The sequence below is a fragment of the Paenibacillus nasutitermitis genome (genome assembly GCF_014641075.1).
Lineage (GTDB): Bacteria > Bacillota > Bacilli > Paenibacillales > Paenibacillaceae > Paenibacillus_Z > Paenibacillus_Z nasutitermitis.
Genome location: NZ_BMHP01000007.1, coordinates 159,754 through 180,907 on the forward strand (window position 1 = coordinate 159,754; position 21,154 = coordinate 180,907).

Below are 21,154 nucleotides of genomic sequence, written 5' to 3' on the forward strand. Positions count from 1 at the left end.
AACCCTCATCGCAAATCCCCACCCTCTAGAACAATCGTAAAGTTGCTGCCGCTTCCTGGTTTAGTGTGCACCTTGAGATATCCGCCGCACATTTGTAGGAATTGCCGGCTTACGAGTAATCCAAGACCAGTTCCCTTCTCGCCAGCGGTGCCTACAGTGGAATCAAACCGAGTTTCATCGAACACATGGCGAATTTGTTCCTCGCTCATCCCCACGCCATTATCGGAAACAGAGATTTCGACCCTGCTCTCGGTAGGTATAGCACTTATTTGGATCATGCCACCTTGATTAGAATACTTAATCGCATTGGATAGAAGATTGCGAATTACCAGAATAAGCGCTTCACGATCGAAGTAAACACGAATGTCATCATCTATATGGACGTGCAGAGTCAATTTTTTCATCTCACAGTTCAGCAAGAGTAACCGACATGCTTCTTCGACAATATCAGATACGAGAAGTGATTCAGGATGCAGCATAATGCCTTCCTTCTGACCGCGAAACCATTCCATGAGATTCTCGACAATCGTATAGGTGTTGCGAATTTGTTCGCCTAATGCATGAATAATCTCGTTGCCAGCTTGGTTGGATGGTCCGTTATCCTGCTCCAGCAGTTCCAACAAGTTGACTTGAACGGCTAACGGATTACGAATGTCATGGGATACGGCTGTGAAGAGCTGATCCTTCATTTGGTTAAGGTGAGCGATTTGCTCCAGTGCTTGTTGCTTCTCTGTAATATCGATAATGATGGAGATGGTTCCTAGCTTGCGTTGTCGCTGGGTGAAGAATGGATAGACATTTACGATGTATGATTTCTTCTCATGTCCTGTACGGGTGCTGATCTCGATTCGGCAATCTTCCATGTCCGCGCATGCGGACTGCCACTGGGGCCAAGCTGTGAGTACGTCCCTGTAACTACGGCCAAGAATGGGACGGTTGTTGTCATCTTCTAACAGTAAGCGTGCTAATTTATTGCTATCAATAATCTTGCCAGTCGTATTCATGATGAGCATTCCTTCACGCATCGTTTCTACAACGATGTTCCTCGCCATGGGGACACTTGAAAAGAGCTTCTTCCGCACAATAATCCAGAACATGATCATGCCGCAAATTCCGCTATACACAGAGAGAGGCAGGAGCCACGGAGAGAGAGTGGGCATGAACAACTTCATCATTTCCACCGACATTGGAATGCTGCCGAACAGCAGAAGCCACATGCCTGCTATGCGGAATTCAGGGCGCGAATTTCGTATGTAACGGATCAGAACGAATATGCAGCCCGCAATAATGGTATAGCACAATAGGTTGAAAGCTAATGCGTACGGGGTTTTGGTCATGACCAAGTGTCCATTAATCAAGTTTTGCGTTCTATTAATGATATGCCAATAAGGGTCTGCCCAGATCACAACGGCCCAGCAAGCGAATAAGGCAAAGAGAGAGAAGCTCCATCGCAGCCTCAACCACCTGTCCTTGCCGACCAGGTCCAGGACAAAAAGCACCATCAATGGCACCATGAATAAAAGTGCTGTTTGCTCTATATTCCGAAAAAAAAGCTTGGATTGCAAGTCTGCGCGACTGATCTCGAGAATCACACTTCCGGCATAAACGACTCGGCAGCCTAATACCCATACGAAATATCGCACACCTCGTTCTTGGCGGTACATGATTGCATACATCAACATGATGCACATTAGAATGGCCGAAAGTAGGATTGTTATTGAAGGTAGTGACCATAAATCATCCATATAGAGGTAAGTTACTCCTTTGAAGTTGAGAGAATTGGATGTTGTAACTGGATTCTATCATAATTTTATCATAGCAGTATGCTAGGATGAACACTAGTTGCTACATACTAACAGATAAATACCGAGGAGATAGGTGGGGATTCGTGATGATTCGAGGTTTTTCACGGAAAATAGGGTTTGCTGCACTGTCAATATTGCTATTGTTAGGAAGTGTCATGTCGTTTCCAGTATCAACTGTACATGCCGCTGTGGATGGAGATTTTCAATATGAGGATAATGGAGACGGGACTGCTATAATCACAGACTACACGGGAGATATCGGACTGAGTGTTGTCATACCTGATCTTGTGGGCAGTGGATTAACCGTGGTCGAAATCGGAGTTGATGCTTTCAAGAACAATCAACTGACCTCGTTAACGATTCCGAATAACGTGACGACGATCGGGCAAGGGGCGTTTCTAGATAACAAGCTGACTAGTTTGACCCTCCCTGACAACCTCATGACGATCGGAAGGGATGCATTCAAGAACAATCAACTGACCTCGTTAACGATTCCGAATAGCGTGACGTCATTCGGAATAGGGGCGTTTCAAGGAAACGAATTGACTAGTTTGACCCTCCTTGACGGTCTTGCTACGATCGGAGTTGATGCTTTCAGGGACAATCAACTGGCCTCGTTAACGATTCCGGATAGCGTGACGACGATCGGGCAAGGGGCGTTTCAAGCGAACCAACTGACTAATTTGACCCTACCTAGCAACCTCACAACAATCGGAGTCGATGCTTTCAGGGACAATCAACTGGCCTCGCTGATGATTCCGGATAGTGTGACGACGATCGGGCTAGGGGCGTTTCTAGATAACAAACTGACTAGTTTGACCCTCCCTGACAACCTCATGACGATCGGAAGGGAAGCGTTCAAGAACAATCAACTGACCTCGTTAACGATTCCGAATAGCGTGACGTCATTCGGAATAGGGGCGTTTCAAGGAAACGAATTGACTAGTTTGATCCTCCTTGACGGTCTTGCTACGATCGGAGTTGATGCTTTCAGGGACAATCAACTGGCCTCGCTGACGATTCCGAATAGCGTGACGACGATCGAGGAAGGGGCCTTTCTAAATAACAAACTGACTAGTTTGACCCTCCCTGACAACCTCATGACGATCGGAAGGGATGCGTTCAAGAACAATCAACTGACCATGTTAACGATTCCGAATAGCGTGACGACGATCGAGGAAGGGGCCTTTCAATATAACAAACTGACTAATTTGACCCTCCTTGACGGCCTTGCTACGATCGGAGTTGATGCGTTCAAGAACAATCAACTGACCACGTTAACGATTCCGAATAGCGTGACGACGATTAGTGGTAGTGCATTTATTAATAATCCTTCGCTTACGGATGTTTTAGTCCTAAGTAATACAGTAGATTTCGAGAGCAACAATATTTTTGGTGGCAGTTCAACCAATCTGACGCTTTATGGTAATGATTCATCAACTTCACAGACATTCGCAACTGTCAACAATCACCGTTTCCAGAAAATCACGGCAGAGCTCGCAGACCTGGAACTTAACATACCAGGGTTGACATTCGATCCGGAGGAACGCACTTTCAATCTGACGACAAATGCGAATGCCGTTATCGTGACACCAACTCCTGTTGTCCCGTTCTCAGAAGTGCAAGTTAATCACGCTCTGGTGCCGTACGGGTCGGGCTCCCCATCCATCGACCTTGCCGAAGGAATAGTGACAATTACCTTGGATGTGGAAGCCCCAGACAACTCTACAGAACAATATACAGTAGAATTTAATGTTGATCATACTAGCCCATCTATTGATTTGACAGCAAGCCCGACAACACCGACAAATGGGAATGTTACCGTAACGGTCGGCACGGATGGTACGGGCAGCGCCATTGACAGCGTGAAATGGGCTACAGGCAGCCAGGTTGCTGGGTTCTTCGCAACAGGCGGACAGGTGCTTACAGGCGGCTCGTTCGCCGCAACTGTTAACGGAACGTATACCGTTTATGCGCGAGACGAGGTAGGCAACGAATCGGTCGAAACGATCACGATCAGTAATATAGACCGCAATGTGCCCACTATCGATTTGACAGCGAACCCGACAAGTTCGACGAATGGTAATGTCACGGTAACTGTGGATGCCAATGCGAATAGTGGGATCAGCGTGTTGAAATGGATAGCGGGCAATGAAGGAACAGCGTTCTTCGCAACTGGTGGAGAAGGCATTGTAGATAATGAATTTATTGTAACCTCGAATGGTACGTATACAGCCTATGCAAGGGACAGTGTTGGCAATGAAGCGGTCGAAACGATCACGATCAGTAACATAGACCGCAATGTGCCCACTATCGATTTGACAGCGAACCCGACAAGTTCGACGAATGGGAATGTCACGGTAACTGTGGATGTCTACGCAGCGAGTGAAATTAGCGCGTTGAAATGGGCAGCGGGCAATGAAGGCACAGCGTTCTTCGCAACTGGTGGGGAAGCCATTGTAGGTAATGAATTTACTGTAACTACGAATGGTACCTACACAGTCTATGCAAGGGACAATGCCGGAAATGAAGCGGTCGAAACGATCACGATCAGTAATATAGTGAGAAGTTCGCCTACACCGCCGACCTCACCAGGTCCAGATGATGAAGAGGATTCACCTGAAGATTCCGATCCTCATACAATCATATCAACTGGTCCTGGCGTCATCATAATAGAGGTGGCTCCACGAGATATCAAGGAGTTGCCGAAGGACAACGGTGGGAATAAAAAAGTTGTGAATCTGCCTGATGATGTGTGGGATGAAATTCCCAAGCTACTGGATGATGATCGTCCTGTGATACGAGTCGTCATTGATGACCATCTGCCCGATGTGGAATTGCATCTACCAGGTAAACGGCTGGCAGAATTGTGGGATATTAATCCGAATGTCGAGTTCGACATGCAACTGAACGGATCCAGCTTTCAATTGAAAGTAAACGTACTGGATTTAGAACAACTGGCCACACGATTAGGTATTGCTGTTGACGAATTGAATGTGATTATTAAAATCTCAGCCTTAACTGGCGAGACTAAGGAAGATTTCATACTAGCTGCGGACGAGCAAGGAATGACATTGCTCAGCCAAGTGATTGAATTTCAATTGTTTGTATCAGGTGGCGATGAATGGGTTGAGATAACCGACTTTGGCGGCACGTATATGACCAAGTCGATCGTGCTGGACGAACAATTCGCCAATCGAAATTACATGGCCGTCCTATACGACCCAGATGGTCGAACATTTACGTATGTACCAGCGGTCATGGCTCGCCGAAGCAATGGTCAACAAGATTCAGTGATACAAATGCCGCACAATAGTATCTATGCGATAGTGGAGACGGATCGGATCGAATTCGCTGACATGCAAGGACATTGGGCAGAGCCCGAAGTTGAGCATCTGGGATCCAAACGGATTGTCAGAGGGATAACGATCAATGACTATGCACCGAATCGCAACATTACTCGTGCTGAATTTACTTCATTACTGGTGCGCGCACTTGGGATCAAGACTGATCGTACTGGTGCAGGAGATGTATTCAAGGATGTAGCTATCACTTCTTGGTATTCCACTGAAGTAGAAGCAGCCTTCAGGGCTGGACTAGTGAGTGGGATCAGCTTAACACACTTTGCACCGGAGGCACAGATTACGCGGGAGCAGATCGCATTAATGCTCATGAATGCTCAGGCGCTCGTGAACGATGAATCCAATTCTATCGAACAGCTCCCCAATTCGCTCACATCGTTTACTGATGCTTCGGAAGTGTCAGCTTGGGCTCGAGATGCGATGTCGGACGCTGTCGCTAGTAAACTCATTCAAGGTATGAGTACAGACCGGCTAGCGCCGGCTGCATCGGCAACACGTGCACAAGCAGCAGTCATGCTGCACCGATTAATGGTTATGATCGAATTCTTGGATTGACAATGGCGTTGTGGCAGATGGAACCCAAATACCCTATGCTCCGGCATACAGAACCTATACTTGAATAATTTCATGCTCACAACCTGCCGACATTTGCATTCGCTCATTGTGACCTCAGCTTGTGAAGCTGTCACAGTTACAAATAATAAATAAAGCAAAAACCACTTCTTTATTAAGGAGTGGTTTTTTGTGTTGTTAAAGTTTGCATTTAAGGATATTCTTGATGACCATAGGTTTAAAAATACAACTAGAGTGAACATCAGGAATTATCAAACGTTACGTGGTGAGTTTATCAATTACTGTGTAAATGTTCTTTTAAAATGTACAGGTGGGTATGATGCTTCAATCTAATTCTTGATCCAAAAGAGGAATAACTAAACGACGTACTTCATCAGTTGACTTTGTATCCATTAATTGGTTTCTTAGTTCGCCTGCGCCTCTAAATCCACGAACATAGATTTTGAAAAAACGAAGAAGCGGTTTAAATGAACGTGGTGCGGTTTCTGTTGAATATTTATCGTGAAGATCTAACTGTAAAAGTAGTAAATGGAGAAAATCTTTCGCGCTATGTTCTTTAGGTTCTTTTTCAAATGCAAATGGATTGGTGAAAATGCCGCGGCCAATCATGACACCATCAACGCCGTATTGTTCAACTAACTTTAATCCTGTTGCGCGGTCAGGAATATCTCCATTAATGGTTAACAACGTATTTGGAGCAATTTCATCGCGTAATTTTTTGATTTCAGGGATTAGTTCCCAGTGTGCATCTACTTTACTCATTTCTTTTTTTGTACGAAGGTGAATGGAAAGATTCGCAATATCTTGTTTCAATATATGTCCTAACCAATCGCGCCACTCGTCAATTTCAAAGTAACCCAATCTTGTTTTAACACTAACCGGCAATCCGCCTGCTTTAGCTGCTTGAATAATGTCTGCTGCAACTTTAGGATGTTGTATTAATCCAGCACCTTTTCCATTGGATGCGACGTTTTGTACTGGGCATCCCATGTTTAAATCGATACCACGAAAACCAAGTTTTTTCATATCCATACTCATCTGTTCAAACAATGCTGGTTTATTACCCCATATATGAGCGACAATCGGTTGCTCATCTTCTGTGAACGTTAACCGACCACGAGTACTGTCTATTCCTGTAGGGTGACAGTAGCTTTCTGTACTTGTGAATTCTGTGAAAAATACGTCGGGTCTTGCAGCCTCACTAATGACGTGACGAAATACAACATCTGTCACATCTTCCATTGGTGCTAATATAAAAAACGGCTTCGGTAAATCAAGCCAAAAATTATGTTCGTTACTCATATTATCTCCTTCTTTGCAACATATATTGATTTGGCTATTGTAAAGTCCTTTACCCATCATACATAGTATCATTATTTTTCGATTGATGCACAGAATCAATTGTGTGAATCATTGCAAAAAAGTCCAAGCTTCACTCCCCCTTCCGCCTCCTTTGTCTTCAAGTGGGCAGTGATCTTTGCAGCCTGTTCGTTGGTTGCGGGAAGCTTGCTGATTCTGGTTGCCTCTGTGTTCTTGGTAAGTCCGATCAAAAAGCTGACCATAGCGACTAGGCGTATAGCAGCCGGAGATTTCAACATCAAGCTGAATATTAAGCAGGCGGGCGAACTGGGTACGTTGGCTCGCAGTTTTGAAGAAATGATGCACGATCTGCAGCAGCTTGAGCAGATGCGCAGGGAATTCGTAACGAATGTGTCGCACGAGGTTCAGTCCCCGCACACCTCCATATCCGGCTATGCTCTTGCGCTTAAACAAGATGGCCCCTCAGATCAAGAGCGAAGCCGTTATCTAGACATTATTATCGCTGAAGCAGATCGGATGTCCAAGATGAGCGACAGCCTGCTCAAGCTGAGTTTACTTGAATCGCAGTCGCAGCAGCTTCGGCCCGCCATGTTCGGCCTTGATGAACAAATCCGGCGGGTTATCGTGGCACTCCAGCCGCAATGGTCTGCGCGCAGCATCTCCTTCGAACTCCATTTGAAGGCCGTTCGGAACGACCTTTATTGTCACCTTGCCAATCACTACACCAACCGGTAGTTAGATTCCTGGAATGTTCATACATGGACCCATTTAATATTTTTTTGCTTCGTTCATATTCAGTTCATATTGTCGTCATGGAAATGACATCTTGATTGGTTAGACTTGCATTAGCGGTCTGCTAGCCATTATGCAGATAACGACAGGAGTGGATGAGTGTGACACAAGCAGCAGAGAAGGAAATAAGGAGTGTTACAAAAACAAAGAGAGTACTACATATTTTGCTTAAAATAATCGTCGCAGTAGTTATAGCGATCCTGCTTTTTGTTGCCATCGTGTATACGGTAAACAAAATCAGCAGTCATTCAGAACAAAAAAGAATGGAGCAATACGGTCAGCATGTATCTGTAGATGGGAAACAAATGAATGTTTCCATTCAGGGTCAAGGAGAAGAAACCGTCGTGATACTACCTGGTTTTGGAACGGCGGCACCCGCACTTGACTTTAAGCCACTCATAGCAGAGTTATCCCCCAATTATAAAGTCGTTGTGATTGAGCCTTTTGGTTACGGATTGAGTGATCAGACCGAGAAGGAGCGCAGTACGGCAAATATCGTAAGTGAAATTCATGAAGCGTTACAGAGTCTCCATATTAATCGTTATATCCTCATGGGTCATTCCATTTCGGGGCTCTATAGTCTGAGTTATGTGAACCACTATCCAAACGAAGTGAGAGCGTTTATCGGGCTGGATAGCAGTGTTCCATCGCTGAGTGAACAGAAGATTGATTCGACAGTGACAAAACCGATTAAATGGTTCCGCAACTTGGGCTTCGCCCGATTACAATTGAAACTGAGTGCGGACCCTTATAAGGGGCTACCCTATGATGAACAAACTCAAGAACAATTGGACATTTTGATACGCAAAAATATGTATAATACAACTCAATTAAATGAGGCAGAGAGTATGTATTCCAACTTTAAAGCTGCTGAACAGCTAACTTTTCCTCCAAATTTACCAGTCCTTTTCTTTGTCCAAGCGAATCACCCTGTGACGGACCAATGGATCCCTGAACATGAGAAGCAAATAGAGGAGTCTTTACATGGAGAAATGGTCTTATTGGACGCGGGACATTATTTATATCGTTCCCATTCGAAGGAAATCGCTGAAAAATTCAGGGGGTTTATGCGGGGGATCCAATAATACCTTCCATTATGTACAAGATCTCGTACCCATGTAGGGCTCCATATAGGCTTCTCGCAAGTTCGATTTGAACGGTGAGAAGCCTTTTATTATGCATTGCGCAGTTCGTCACAGCTTACCATCGTATCCAGTACAGCCTCATCGGAGTTCACGGAGGACGGACTGCTTTTTAAATATATTCACGTGTTTGCAACGATACTGTCAGTCGCTTGAATCGGAAAGAAATGTGAGCGATTAGTGTAGAAACATACTAAAAAAGTGATTTCATATATCGTTCTCTCTTCATTGGAAGCGTATACTTACCCAATAAGTTCATTGATGAACAACGGAAGGGGGATAACCCATTAGTTTCTTAAACATTTTATTGAAATGCGATTGATCACTGTAGCCTAAGAGGTCGGATACTTCTCGAATGGTGATTGGTGATGACCCTAGTAATTGAATGGCTGTTTGAATCCTCAAATGATGAACATAAGAAATAGGCGTAAATCCAGTAATTTCTTTATAAGTGTTTGTAAGATAGTTCGGTGTTCTATTGAGCTGCGAGGCTAGTTCTGAAATGCTTACTTTTTCTTTAAAATGATGGAGCAAATAGTTTTGCGTTTCTTTGACTAATCTAACCTTAGCAGGAGAAAACTGTTTCATTTCACTATCCCGTGCTACATGACCCAGCATCTCAATTACGATACCTTCGCAAATAACAAGATACTCGGGCAGTTGAGTCAACCATTGATGGACAAGAAATGAGAAGCGCTGCTGCATGTAGTTGAATAAATTAAGTTTAATTTTAAATGATTTTTTGCCCCGATAGAATGGAAGCTTCTCAGGTTCATTAATTAAAAAATGAGCAGAGCATTTTTTATGTGGACCAGATAAGCTGTTTTTTCCGGAGCGGACAGTGCCAGCAGGGATATATAAGAGATCTCCTTTCGATAGCTCTACCGTTTCACCATCAATGAAGTAGAGCGCTTCACCTTTTAATTGAAGGATGAGAATATGGAATGGTGTGGCAGCCTCTTCAATTCGCCAGCTATGATGCATATCATCTAGATGAACAATGTGTAGTTCCAGCATAGGATCACCTTCATGTTGTCAGAATAGTAGCATTAATCATATAACAAAAACGAATATTTTGTAATGTTTATTACTGTGGAGGTGTGGCAGTTGGCATTGTATGAGATCGCGAAAGTTCAAGACATTCCAACAGGGGCCAATATTGTCGTTGAAGTAGAAGGACGCTCCATTGGTGTGTACAACGTGCATGGAACCTTTTATGCCGTTCATAATTACTGCCCCCATCAAGGAGCAGAGCTCTGCAAGGGACCGGTATGCGGGACAAACTTGGAATCTAACGTATACGAGTTTATCTATGGTCGCGACCAGGAGATTATAAGATGTCCTTGGCATGGCTGGGAGTTTGATCTAAAGACGGGAAAATCATTATTTAGTGAAAAAGTCCGAGTACGCAGCTATCCCGTAGAAGTAACCGATAACATAATCTATCTCTCAATTGGAAAATAAGGAGGTTTATTTATGATGCAAGATACACAAGCTTTATCGATTATTGACTGTGATGTACATAATACCTTTCGGTCGATTGATGACTTGCTGCCCTATATGGATGAATCGTGGAAAAGCCAGGCCTTTCTACGCGGAGGGGGACTTCCTTATGTAAGTCCGATCGGCAATAAACGTAAGGATGCAAATCCGCCGGGCGGATTCCCAGTTGGTTCAGATCCTGATTTTATGATAAAACAGTTGATTGAGCCATACAATATGGACTATGCGATTCTTTGTTGCGATGCCATTATCGGTGTTTCTTCCTTCTCTGATGCAGATTATGCTGCTGCACTGTGCCGGGCATATAATGATTACATGATTGCAGAGTGGTTGCCAAAAAGTCCGAAATTCAAAGGTTTACTCTGTATAGCTACCCAAGACCCGTATCAAGCGGCTTTAGAAATTGATAGAATTGCGCCACACCCAGATGTGGTTGGTGTAACAATAGTCGGCGGCTCTCGTATGCCCTATGGACAACGTTTTTTTCATCCGATTTACGAAGCTTGTCAACGTAATCATGTCCCATTGGTCATTCATCCCGGCGCCGAAGGAGCAGGTATATTTAATCCACCGACAGCTGTAGGCTACGTATCCAATTATTTAGAGTGGCATTCGTGCTTGCCTCAGACTTACATGGCGCATCTAGTAAGCTTTGTATGTGAAGGGGTATTCGAGAAATTCCCTAACTTCAAGGTAGTATTTAGTGAAGGCGGAGTTGCATGGCTGCCTCCTCTGCTGTGGAGATTAGATAAAAACTTTAAGGCATTGCGAGCGGCTAATCCATGGCTGAAAAGGATGCCAAGCGAATATGTGCACGATCATTGCTTCCTAACGACTCAACCGATCGAAGAGCCGGATAATCCGAAGCATTTAAAAATGATTTTTGAAATGTTTGATGCGGAAAATATGTTATTATTCTCTAGCGATTACCCGCACTGGGATTTCGATGACCCAACTAAAATTTTGAAGCAGTTCCCAATTGAGGTTCGTCAAAAAATCTTTAGTGAGAATGCACGTAAGCTATTTAAATTGGCGTAGTTAAATAAAAAAAAGAGTGACATCATGTCACTCTTTTTTCCGTTCTCTATTGATGCCTTATCTAATCAGGAGGGTTGCATGAAACTTAACATAACAAGGCATTCCATTCAGCTAAAACTCACTTTAACCTTTTTACTCGTTTTATTACCGCTAATTGCAACAAGTATTTTTGCCAATTATTATTCGCAAAGGGTGATGTATGATCAAATCTATGACCGAACTAGAGGTGCGCTATTAACGACTCTTGAGTATGTAGATCAACTGGTTAGAAATATGGATCAACAAACCTTATTGATTAGCACAAACCCGAATCTGGTTGATATATGGAATGGAAATAGTTCTCCGCTGGAAGATAATCTCTTATATGATGTGCATGTTGTTCAGCAGCAGCTCTCGGCGTTTACGAATATAAATTCAATTATACAAGAAGCGGCAATCCTCCATGGGGAAAGTGGAACCGGAGTATCTACACTGCAAGGAAGCATGAAGTGGGAAAATGTTTCTGAGGAAACATGGTTTGCAGACACCGTAGAAGCGGATGGCGCATTAGTTGTTCATATTCCATTACTCACAGATTCGAATACGAATCATCACTTAAAGCAGGGTCACATCTATTTTACTAGATCGTTGGATTTCTTTAATGGCGGCGATGAATCTAATATTATTATGCTTATTGTAGATAAGAACTCGATTGAGAAGACGATTCAAAACTTATATAACACGACGAATACAGACATATCACTATATTATAATGGACTGCCTATTATAGAAAATGTGAAGCAGTCAAGTTCACAGAACTCAGATTTTTATATAGAGGAGCAATTTGGAAATTGGTCGATAAAGTTTCAGCAATCTAAGAAAGAGCTGTTTGAACAGCCAGAAAGCATGAAGAAATTAACGTATTTGATCATACTCATTAGCAGTCTGTTAGCCATTATTATTGCTTGGTTTGTGTATAACGAGATCTCAAAGCCGCTGCATATCATTTCTTCTGCGTTAAAAAAGTTTAGCAGCGGGATGCTGCATTTTAATATCAAGCACAATCGAAAAGATGAGTTCGGTTATCTGATGAATTCTTTTAATGAGATGGCTAGGGCTCAGAAACAATTGATTGAAAATGATTATGAAAAAGAATTGCGGTTGGCCCGTTCAGAATTCACATTATTGCAGTCACAAATTAATCCGCATTTTCTATATAACACCTTAGATTTGATCTATTCAGTAGCAATCAAAAATAATATTACTGAAATTAGTGAGATGGTTATGAATTTAGCTCGTTTTTTTCGGTCAAGCTTAGGGAAAGGACGAGAAACCTTTACAGTCGAAGAAACCATTACACACTTGAACTATTACATCCGCGTGCAGCAGATTAGACTTATTCATTTTACCGTTGCGTATGAGATGGATGAGGATACCAAAAGTATTGAAATCGTAAAGCTGATTTTGCAGCCTATTGTAGAAAATGCGATCGTTCATGGTCTAGGTAAAATGGTGTATGATGGGGAACTAATTGTTCGAACCAAGCTTGTAGAGGGGGATTTACATATCGAGGTCGAAGATAGCGGGATCGGAATAGAGGGACAAGAGCTTATGGAAATTCATGAGCAGCTGGCAAAAATAACGAGTAAATTTTATCTTAACGATCATACGAGCGATTATAATTCCTGCTATGGCTTAAAAAACGTGAAGTCCAGATTGAAGTTTTATTATGGTGAGACCGCTGATTTGCTCATAGAAAGTAAACCGGGGATAGGTACAAAAACAACTTTAATCATACCAGGCAGCAGGGGGAACAACCTATGAGGATGTTAATTGTTGAAGATGAATACTATGTTCGGGATAGAGTCGCAGAAGGAATCGCTTGGCATATTCATCAAGTTGAGGTTGTCGAAGCGGTTAGTAATGGAACAGAAGCAATCGCTGTACTGCTAAGAGAACATATTGATTTGATTGTGACAGATATTAATATGCCGGATATGAGTGGGCTTGAGCTGGCAAAATATACGAATGAGCACTTTCCTGATATTAAAATCATTATATTAACAGGCTATGATAGCTTTGAGTTTGCCCAAGAAAGTATTCAATACAATGTTCACAAATATTTGATTAAGCCTGCGACGAATGAAGAGTTGGAAGAGGCTGTTCTCGAGATTAAGGATGTTCATGAGAAGGAATTAATTGAAGAGCATAAACTCTCGTTGCTGCAAAAAAGCTGGGGCGAGCATCTTCCGTATTTGCAGCAATCCTTTTATAAGGAATGGTTGTATGGAAGATATTCATTGTGGGAAATTGAAACGAAAAGTGAAAAATTATCCATCCACCTTGATTTTAAATATGCTTGGCCTATGACGATTGATATGGACCCTATATCAGAAACGAACACTAGATTTTTTAATGAGGATCGGGCACTCGTACAATTTTCACTATATACCTTAAGCAGAGATATTTTTCAGGATATGGATGGAGTGGTATTGCAGAATAATGATGGCATGACCATTGTTTTATTATTTTGTGTAGAGGAAAGCGAGCTTGGTGTTTGGAAAACAAAAGTAAATACTCATTTGGAGAAACTGCTTAGTGCGGTCAAGGACACGATGAAGCTTACAGCTAGTGTAGGGATCGGCACGATTGTAAATCATAATTTGCATGTTGCTGAAGCCTATAAGCATTCAACGATGGCACTTCGGGAAAGAATTGTACTTGGGAACGATGTAAGAATTCAGTATCGACATGAAGTGCCGCAGCAGGATAGCTGGCTCGTATTTGATGATTTGGAGAAGCAGCTGGAGCTGGCTATTGAAATAGAAGATTTGGTGAAAATGAACGATATTGTCTATCGTATTATGGAGCTTCGATTTAATGAAGGAGTGGCGGCGTTTGAAGCGAAGGAAATATTATTAAGGCTGATCAATGTATTTATTCGGATTTCACATACACATGGCTGGTCGATGAGAGATCTGCTTGCTGATAAATATCAACTATTTGAAGAGTATCAGCTATTGCTAAGCAAGAATCAAATCGCGGAATGGCTGCAGAAGATGGCTGTAATCATCAGTATGGCCATATCGAAAAGAAGAAAAATTAGCACTCAAATTAGTAAAGCAGAAATTGTCCAGTACATTAATGAAAACTTGCATGAAGATACACTAAGCCTTTATGAACTATCAGATCGTTTGTATGTTAACTATTCTTATCTTAGTCGTATATTCAAAAAAATTATTGGCGAATCTTTTTCAGAATATGTGCTTCGCTTGCGAATGGAGAAGGCAAAGGAACTATTGCTTGCCGGATATTTAGTCTATGACGTTGCCCAGCAGGTTGGCTATAAGCATGTGAATTATTTTTCTAAGCTGTTTGCTAAGTACTGGAATGGAATTAAACCAAGTGAGATGAAGAAGTAAGATTTTTTTCGAAAAGTAAAAATAGTTGCATTTAAACTCAAATTTAGTGAATAGGAAAGATCGATAAAGCTTTGTATAGTTATCATATGCCGAATGGAGCAAGGAGGGTTAAATGATTAACATCGGGAACAAAGGTTCCTTACGAAGAGGAACAACGTATTTGAAATACTGGGATTTGTATCTCATGCTCGTTCCAGCACTGTTATTTATACTCATATATAAATATTTACCGATGTATGGCGTGGTCATTGCCTTCAAAGACTTTAATATTATGAAAGGAATTATGGATAGCCCTTGGGTAGGTTTGAAGCATTTTCGAGAGCTCTTCACATTTGCCGAGTTCCCTAGAGTTATTCGTAACACGATCGTAATCAGTTTAATGAAATTAGTGTTTGGCTTTCCGGCGCCAATCTTACTCGCATTAATGCTAAATGAAATGATATTCAATCGATTTAAACGTATCGTTCAAACGGTGACGTATATCCCTCACTTTATTTCTTGGGTTGTTGTTGGTGGAATCGTTATTGATCTTCTTTCACCAAGCAGTGGTATGGTTAATAAATTTATTGAGCAGTTAGGCTTTGAGTCTATTTTCTTCATGTCAGATGAACGATACTTCCGTTGGATTTTAGTCATTACTGACAATTGGAAAGAAGCAGGTTGGGGAGCCATTATATATTTAGCGGCATTACTAGGAATTAATGATGAAGTATTTCAGGCAGCTAAGGTAGATGGCGCGAGTCGTTTAAGACAAATTTGGCATATCTCTTTACCAGGCATTCGTTCAACGATTGTGATTTTATTACTGCTACGAATTGGCAATGTGTTTGATGCCGGTTTTGAACAAATTTTAGTTATGTATAATGCTACGGTGTATAATGTCGCTGACATTATTGATACGTATATATTTAGAGTAGGCTTAGGGCAAATGCAATTTGGCTTAACGACAGCTGCTGGCTTATTCAAATCAGCGATTGGTTGTGTTCTTCTACTTATCGCTAACAGCATTGCACGCCGTTTGGGAGAAAAAGGTATATTTTAAAGTGCAGGTGGTGAGTGGAAATTGATTAGAACACGAAGCGAAAAGCTCTTCCAATATGTAAATGCTGCTCTCCTAACGCTGCTATCGCTTTCGGTCATTTTACCATTTTTTCATATTATGGCTAAATCCTTAAGCAGTGAAGCCTTCGTTCTGTCTAAAGAAATTGTATTCTGGCCTAAAGGATTTAATTTTAGTTCTTACGAGTATGTGCTGCAAAATAAACAGTTCTATCATTCTCTGACAAACTCGATCTTTTTGGCAGTAGCAGGTACGCTGATTAGTATGATTATTACCGTATTAGCGGCCTATCCGCTATCGCGCAAACATCTTCCATTGTCCAGAATGTTTATGCTGTTGATTATCATTACGATGTTCTTCAGTGGTGGAATTATTCCCACCTATTTAATTGTTAAAGAAACAGGTCTATTAAATTCGATTTGGTCCTTAATTTTGCCTGTCGCATTATCACCATTCAATTTGATATTGATCCGGAATTTTTTTCAAGCCGTGCCTGACTCCTTAGAAGAATCTGCACGGATTGATGGAGCTTCCAATATACGGGTGTTAATATCGATCTATCTTCCTTTATCTGTTCCTTCCATTGCTACAATATCGATGTTTTATGCAGTAGGCTATTGGAATAGCTTCTTTCAGGCGATGATGTATATTACGGAGCGTCGTTGGATGCCGCTGCAGATGTATTTATTACAACTCGTAACGGATGATCGAACAGCGGATTTGAATATTGGTGATGTATTCCAGGATATTACGCCAGAGACGATTAGAGCTGCGGCTATACTTTGCGCTGTGGTCCCAATCCTGTGTGTGTATCCGTTTATTCAAAAATATTTTGTTCAAGGCATTATGCTAGGTGCTGAAAAAGGATAATAAAAAAAGGGGAAACAATCATGACAAAAAGAAAAGTAATTACGGCATTACTCGCTTCCATGCTGGTGATCACACTCTTGGCAGGATGTGGTTCTAATGATTCCGAAAATGGTGAAGCATCCAAATCGAATACGTTGAAAATTATGAGAACCTATCATGCAGGGCTGGAACAGTTTACTGGTAACGATAATATTAATAACAATAAATTAGTCAATTTATTGAGTGAATGGTCAGGGCTTAACTTGAACTATGAGCCGTTGCCAAAGGATAATGTGTCACAAAAAATCTCTGTGTTACTCGCTTCGGGTGATGTGCCGGATATACTCTGGATTCCAGGTAAATCCGATTATTTTAAGCTGGCGCAACAAGGTGCATTTGAGCCGCTGGACGATTTAATTAAACAAAACATTCCTAACATTTCGAGTGTATTTTCACAAGATGAACTGGATGTAGCTAAATTAGATGGTGTAACGTATGGAATACCCATTAGGATTGCTCAAAAAGTAGGAAATGGTCTGTTGGTGCGCACCGATATACTAAGTGAGCTTGGTTTGAAAGCGCCTACAACATTGGATGAGATGTATAAGACTTTAAAAACAATTAAAGAGAAGAAGGGTATTGCGCCATATACAGCGGCTACGTCCAATCCGGGAGCATTTAAATCAGGTTTTTCTCCATTAGCTGGCGCATTTGGAGTAGGCACTTCAACCGTTGTCAAGGATGGAAAACTGGAATTTTCTTGGCTTCAGCCAGAATACAAACAATTTCTGGAAACCATGAAGACGTGGTATGACGAAGGACTCATCGATAAGGAATTCGCGATCAATAAAGATGTTAAAGACAAGATGATCAACGGTACAGCAGCGATGACTACGACCTTTTGGTCGGATGCAATGAGAATAGATCAAGCGATTGAAGAGAAAGGAAAATCGGATACCATACATTACATTGCACCGCCAATTGGACAGGACGGTAAATCAGGAATACCAGCGGAATCATTAGCGGATACCTACTTAGTTATTCCAAAGAAAGCTAAAAATAAAATTGGCGCTGCCGAGTATTATAATTTTTTGCTTGAGGACAAAACAGATAAGTTAATTACCTTCGGAATCGAAAATGAGGATTATACCATCGAGAATAACGAAGTGGTTCAAACAGCCGAGCAAAGCAATCAAATACCGTGGAGAACATTGTACTTTTCACTAGATACGGATAAAAGCTTTAACTCAAGATTAGCTGCTAAAGGATTTTTGCCGTACTATAACGAGCTGCTTCCATTCAAACAAAATAGAGAAGAAACGGCGTATTCTCCATTTGTAGAGGCATGGGATACTAAGTTCACAGAGCTGCAAAATTATATGGAAGAAAATGCAATGAAATTTATTATGGGTAAACGTGATCTGTCAGAGTTTGATAAGTTTGTTGAAGAGTTTAATGCCAAAGGCGGAGAAGCAGCAATTAAAGCAATGAATGAATGGTTCGTAAATCAATAAGGAGGTCACGATGAATAAGTTAACAGCAAGCGATTCATTTATAAAAACAGAGGGCTTAATTTCTTTATGGGACTTTCAGAATAAAGAAGGAGATACCTTTATCGCCAAGGGACCTTATCCTTATAAGCTGAAAGAAATGAATGGTGCGGTTGACGTTATCGAGGCTCCTATAGCCGGTGGAAAAGCAATTGATTTATCGGATTCTAAATGGTTGAGCATAGCTAGAGAAGAGTGCCCGATGTTAAACATCTATGGTGCAGATGCCCGGTTCTCGGTCATGGCATGGGTCAAAAGAACGGAAAGGTCGAGCAGCGGCTGTGAGTTTGTGGCAGGCATCTGGAATGAAACGAAAAAACGGCGTCAGTACGGGCTATTTATTAATCTGGAAATTTGGGATAGCTCCGAACAAGCATGTGGCCATGTATCAGCCGTTGGGGGACCTACACCAGGGTATAAATATTGTATGACTAGTGCAATTGGTACGACACCAGTTGCAAAAGGTGAATGGCATTTCATCGTGTTTACCTATAATGGAAGCGAATCCACGATTTATTTAGATGGCGTGCTTGATTATCGCGAGGGCTATAATCCTTATCCTTACCCGGATGGTATATTTGATGGAGGTAAGGATGGAGCAGATTTTACTGTAGGAGCAGTGAATCGTTCAGATGAAATCGGTAATTTTTATCACGGTTTATTAGGCGGCTTGGCTGTATATAACCGGGCATTAAGCGAAAATGAAATAGCAGAGCTTTACTCCAAGAGTATTGATTGATGTTAAATAAGCAAGCAATGAGTCCATTAGGTGAAAATCGGCCTATTTCATTGCATCCTTGTGCGATATCTCATCTTGCGGCTAATTTTTTCGCAGATGCGAAGAGGGCGCGTTCGTGAATGCCACGGATATCGTCGGGAATTTTTTCGGAGACGGAGGTCTCAAGAGAGAAGCTATCGTCAAAACCGATTTCTACCAGAGCATTTGTGAAGTCCTTCCAGTCGATGATGCCCATGTAAGGGAGCCAGTGCAAGTCTCCTATACCGTCGGGTGTAGAATCCTGAGGAGGCCATCTCCACGGACCATGTGACTGACTAATTTCGATACCTGCGGCCTCAATTGCCGTTCTTTGATCATGAAGTGTCTTTTCAAAGTAAGCTTCGCTTAATTCGAAGAGCTCGGTTTTGGTGTCGATAAAGTCCTGATAATCCAGGCACTCGTAGCCGTGCTCCTTCATTAATGTCAAGCCTTCGGCTATGCCGTATCTGTAGAGATAGGCTTTAGACTCAATACCGATTTTCATCATGATATTTGTGACAACCTTTCGTAAAAAGCTAACGAAAATAACCCGCCCGGCCGGTCGCCAGGGAACGGGTTATTTTCCAGTATTACCTTGATTTAATGTACACGCTGGCAGCAGGCAAAGGATGGGACATGGTGGGAACGCTCGAATGGTGCAGGAGGTCGGTTTGCGATTCTCCTTTTCCTGTAATGCCCGCTGCTTGCTTAACGGATTCGGCCACAGAGTGAATGACCTCGCCGACATCCGAAGCTGACTCCAGCAAGGGGTCAACGGTTTTGATTCTATGCTTGACGTCCACGGTGACCTGATTGGCATTGTGAATCAGCTTCTTGGCTTCCAGGCTTAGCACATGAATGGAACTACGAGCTTCACGCAGCGTCAGACTGGATTCATCCAGCGTGTTCATGACTTTGCGAAGCGTCTTGATGAGATAGACATCCAGACATATGAATGCAATTGCAGCACCGGCAACACTGTATTTATTCATCGTAGCACCTCGCCTTCTTTTTCTTATTTTATGGGAAGGACAGGTTTTGCATGACTAAGGGTGATGTAAATTCCATCAGCGGAAGCCTCAAAAAAGTCCGGATAACACGAAAAAGAGCGCAAAAGCAGCGCTCTCTTTCATACATGTGAAAGGGTTATCCCCAGTTAAAACCCGTTTTCACACCGACGCCATGGCCGGCGACATTACCGCCTGCTTGAACACCGACACCATGGGTGCCGAGATGTCCTCCTGCCTGCAGGCCCAGACCGTGATCGCCTCCAATGTGGCCGCCGGCATTAATACCGACTCCATATCCTCCGCCTGCATGACTGTTTGACTGCAACTCAAGGTCCTGGTTGCCCCCTGGATTGCCATCCTCATAGAATCCTGCCTCATATCCATGACCCATGTGACCGCCGGCATGAACACCCATCCCAAAGGGGCCGAGGTGCCCTTCTGCATTAAACCCGACGCCATGACCTCCGGGGTGGAGCCCGCCTGGGTGAATCCCATTTGTTTGGCTCCAGTAAGGCTCTCGGCCTGTAGGATGCATCCATGGGTGATAGGCGTACGGATGGACGGGATGCTGTGTATAATAAGGCTGATAATAGGGGTGGGGGTGTCGGACATATGGATAGGCGTAAGGATTGATTGTCATTGTTTGAACCTCCATCACTTTGATGATACAGCCTATTCACAATGACGAAGCAGTGACACCTGCCTGGTACAAATTAGGCTGCGGCCCAAACCGGAAATCCGTTTAAGAAGAAAAAATATTTGCTTATTTCCTTCATAAAGGTTATACTATAATCTCCGGGTACAAAACGTGCCTGATCATGACGCGGGGTGGAGCAGCCCGGTAGCTCGTCGGGCTCATAACCCGAAGGCCGCAGGTTCAAATCCTGCCCCCGCAACCAATTTTATCTATTATGATATATCTATCCCCGTCCGGCCTTGTGCTGGACGGGGATTTCTTGTTGCTTTTATGTAAGTCAACAGCCGGCTTGTAC

16 protein-coding genes, 1 tRNA gene and 1 pseudogene are annotated in these 21,154 nt (G+C 42.6%); 12 read left to right on the forward strand and 6 right to left on the reverse strand.

Annotation, left to right across the window (positions count from 1 at the left end; translation table 11 throughout):
* Positions 1-5: 5 nt before the first annotated feature.
* Positions 6-1,745 carry a sensor histidine kinase gene (locus IEY46_RS30525; RefSeq protein ID WP_188998428.1) on the reverse strand — a complete coding sequence of 580 codons (1,740 nt, stop codon included), beginning with the start codon at positions 1,743-1,745 and terminating at the stop codon, positions 6-8.
* A 215-nt stretch (positions 1,746-1,960) separates the two neighbouring features.
* Here IEY46_RS30525 and IEY46_RS30530 point away from each other — a divergent pair, with 215 nt between their 5' ends.
* Positions 1,961-5,722, forward strand: a complete 3,762-nt coding sequence (locus IEY46_RS30530; RefSeq protein WP_188998431.1) for a leucine-rich repeat protein — start codon at positions 1,961-1,963, stop codon at positions 5,720-5,722.
* 342 nt (positions 5,723-6,064) lie between these two features.
* On the opposite strand, the gene IEY46_RS30535 is transcribed toward IEY46_RS30530, so the two are convergent.
* Complete coding sequence (locus IEY46_RS30535; protein WP_188998434.1) at positions 6,065-7,042, reverse strand: tRNA dihydrouridine synthase; 978 nt, start codon at positions 7,040-7,042, stop codon at positions 6,065-6,067.
* 126 nt (positions 7,043-7,168) lie between these two features.
* On the opposite strand from IEY46_RS30535, the pseudogene IEY46_RS30540 reads away from it, so the two are divergent.
* Both IEY46_RS30540 and IEY46_RS30545 read left to right on the forward strand, forming a co-directional pair.
* A pseudogene (locus IEY46_RS30540) lies at positions 7,169-7,750 on the forward strand (histidine kinase dimerization/phospho-acceptor domain-containing protein); the annotation flags it as partial.
* Positions 7,751-7,947: 197 nt separating this feature from the next.
* Positions 7,948-8,937 (forward strand): alpha/beta hydrolase, encoded by a 990-nt coding sequence (locus IEY46_RS30545; RefSeq protein ID WP_188998437.1) that lies wholly within the window; start codon positions 7,948-7,950, stop codon positions 8,935-8,937.
* 312 nt (positions 8,938-9,249) lie between these two features.
* On the opposite strand, the gene IEY46_RS30550 is transcribed toward IEY46_RS30545, so the two are convergent.
* The gene (locus IEY46_RS30550) at positions 9,250-10,011 is read right to left on the reverse strand and encodes a helix-turn-helix domain-containing protein (RefSeq protein WP_188998440.1); all 762 of its coding nucleotides are present in this window, start codon (positions 10,009-10,011) and stop codon (positions 9,250-9,252) included.
* A gap of 81 nt (positions 10,012-10,092) precedes the next feature.
* Here IEY46_RS30550 and IEY46_RS30555 point away from each other — a divergent pair, with 81 nt between their 5' ends.
* The 8 genes from IEY46_RS30555 to IEY46_RS30590 all read left to right on the forward strand — a co-directional run bounded on the left by IEY46_RS30555 (position 10,093) and on the right by IEY46_RS30590 (position 19,134).
* Positions 10,093-10,458: a Rieske (2Fe-2S) protein gene (locus IEY46_RS30555; RefSeq protein WP_308422864.1), complete on the forward strand. Its 366-nt coding sequence runs from the start codon at positions 10,093-10,095 to the stop codon at positions 10,456-10,458.
* 15 nt (positions 10,459-10,473) lie between these two features.
* Entirely contained in the window at positions 10,474-11,535 is a 1,062-nt protein-coding gene (locus IEY46_RS30560) for an amidohydrolase family protein (RefSeq protein WP_188998642.1), read from the forward strand.
* A 78-nt stretch (positions 11,536-11,613) separates the two neighbouring features.
* Positions 11,614-13,338 (forward strand): sensor histidine kinase, encoded by a 1,725-nt coding sequence (locus tag IEY46_RS30565; RefSeq protein ID WP_188998446.1) that lies wholly within the window; start codon positions 11,614-11,616, stop codon positions 13,336-13,338.
* Positions 13,335-14,936: a response regulator gene (locus IEY46_RS30570; RefSeq protein ID WP_188998449.1), complete on the forward strand. Its 1,602-nt coding sequence runs from the start codon at positions 13,335-13,337 to the stop codon at positions 14,934-14,936. The genes IEY46_RS30565 and IEY46_RS30570 overlap by 4 nt, the downstream gene beginning before the upstream one ends.
* Before the next feature lie 112 nt (positions 14,937-15,048).
* Positions 15,049-15,978, forward strand: a complete 930-nt coding sequence (locus IEY46_RS30575; protein WP_188998451.1) for an ABC transporter permease — start codon at positions 15,049-15,051, stop codon at positions 15,976-15,978.
* A gap of 21 nt (positions 15,979-15,999) precedes the next feature.
* Positions 16,000-16,866 carry a carbohydrate ABC transporter permease gene (locus IEY46_RS30580; RefSeq protein WP_188998453.1) on the forward strand — a complete coding sequence of 289 codons (867 nt, stop codon included), beginning with the start codon at positions 16,000-16,002 and terminating at the stop codon, positions 16,864-16,866.
* Between the two features lie 20 nt (positions 16,867-16,886).
* On the forward strand, positions 16,887-18,359 hold the full coding sequence (locus tag IEY46_RS30585) for an extracellular solute-binding protein (protein ID WP_188998457.1): 1,473 nt from the start codon (positions 16,887-16,889) through the stop codon (positions 18,357-18,359).
* A gap of 10 nt (positions 18,360-18,369) precedes the next feature.
* Positions 18,370-19,134: a LamG domain-containing protein gene (locus IEY46_RS30590; protein ID WP_188998460.1), complete on the forward strand. Its 765-nt coding sequence runs from the start codon at positions 18,370-18,372 to the stop codon at positions 19,132-19,134.
* A gap of 70 nt (positions 19,135-19,204) precedes the next feature.
* Here IEY46_RS30590 and IEY46_RS30595 read toward each other — a convergent pair whose 3' ends face one another.
* The 3 genes from IEY46_RS30595 to IEY46_RS30605 form a co-directional block, all read right to left on the reverse strand.
* Positions 19,205-19,660 carry a hypothetical protein gene (locus IEY46_RS30595; protein WP_188998464.1) on the reverse strand — a complete coding sequence of 152 codons (456 nt, stop codon included), beginning with the start codon at positions 19,658-19,660 and terminating at the stop codon, positions 19,205-19,207.
* An 82-nt stretch (positions 19,661-19,742) separates the two neighbouring features.
* Positions 19,743-20,144, reverse strand: coding sequence for a DUF948 domain-containing protein (locus IEY46_RS30600; RefSeq protein WP_188998466.1), 402 nt, complete (start codon positions 20,142-20,144; stop codon positions 19,743-19,745).
* A 154-nt stretch (positions 20,145-20,298) separates the two neighbouring features.
* Entirely contained in the window at positions 20,299-20,802 is a 504-nt protein-coding gene (locus IEY46_RS30605; protein ID WP_188998469.1) for a hypothetical protein, read from the reverse strand.
* Positions 20,803-20,984: 182 nt separating this feature from the next.
* On the opposite strand from IEY46_RS30605, the gene IEY46_RS30610 reads away from it, so the two are divergent.
* Positions 20,985-21,061 (forward strand) — tRNA-Met (locus IEY46_RS30610).
* The last annotated feature ends 93 nt before the right edge of the window (positions 21,062-21,154 follow it).

What these genes read in the sequence shown, in the direction of transcription:
- IEY46_RS30525 (WP_188998428.1), bottom strand. Translation starts at nt 1,745, where the DNA reads ATGGATGATTTATGGTCACTACCTTCAATAACAATCCTACTTTCGGCC.
- IEY46_RS30530 (WP_188998431.1), top strand. Translation starts at nt 1,961, where the DNA reads ATGTCGTTTCCAGTATCAACTGTACATGCCGCTGTGGATGGAGATTTT.
- IEY46_RS30535 (WP_188998434.1), bottom strand. Translation starts at nt 7,042, where the DNA reads ATGAGTAACGAACATAATTTTTGGCTTGATTTACCGAAGCCGTTTTTT.
- IEY46_RS30545 (WP_188998437.1), top strand. Translation starts at nt 7,948, where the DNA reads ATGAGTGTGACACAAGCAGCAGAGAAGGAAATAAGGAGTGTTACAAAA.
- IEY46_RS30550 (WP_188998440.1), bottom strand. Translation starts at nt 10,011, where the DNA reads ATGCTGGAACTACACATTGTTCATCTAGATGATATGCATCATAGCTGG.
- IEY46_RS30560 (WP_188998642.1), top strand. Translation starts at nt 10,474, where the DNA reads ATGCAAGATACACAAGCTTTATCGATTATTGACTGTGATGTACATAAT.
- IEY46_RS30565 (WP_188998446.1), top strand. Translation starts at nt 11,614, where the DNA reads ATGAAACTTAACATAACAAGGCATTCCATTCAGCTAAAACTCACTTTA.
- IEY46_RS30570 (WP_188998449.1), top strand. Translation starts at nt 13,335, where the DNA reads ATGAGGATGTTAATTGTTGAAGATGAATACTATGTTCGGGATAGAGTC.
- IEY46_RS30575 (WP_188998451.1), top strand. Translation starts at nt 15,049, where the DNA reads ATGATTAACATCGGGAACAAAGGTTCCTTACGAAGAGGAACAACGTAT.
- IEY46_RS30585 (WP_188998457.1), top strand. Translation starts at nt 16,887, where the DNA reads ATGACAAAAAGAAAAGTAATTACGGCATTACTCGCTTCCATGCTGGTG.
- IEY46_RS30590 (WP_188998460.1), top strand. Translation starts at nt 18,370, where the DNA reads ATGAATAAGTTAACAGCAAGCGATTCATTTATAAAAACAGAGGGCTTA.
- IEY46_RS30595 (WP_188998464.1), bottom strand. Translation starts at nt 19,660, where the DNA reads ATGATGAAAATCGGTATTGAGTCTAAAGCCTATCTCTACAGATACGGC.
- IEY46_RS30600 (WP_188998466.1), bottom strand. Translation starts at nt 20,144, where the DNA reads ATGAATAAATACAGTGTTGCCGGTGCTGCAATTGCATTCATATGTCTG.
- IEY46_RS30605 (WP_188998469.1), bottom strand. Translation starts at nt 20,802, where the DNA reads ATGACAATCAATCCTTACGCCTATCCATATGTCCGACACCCCCACCCC.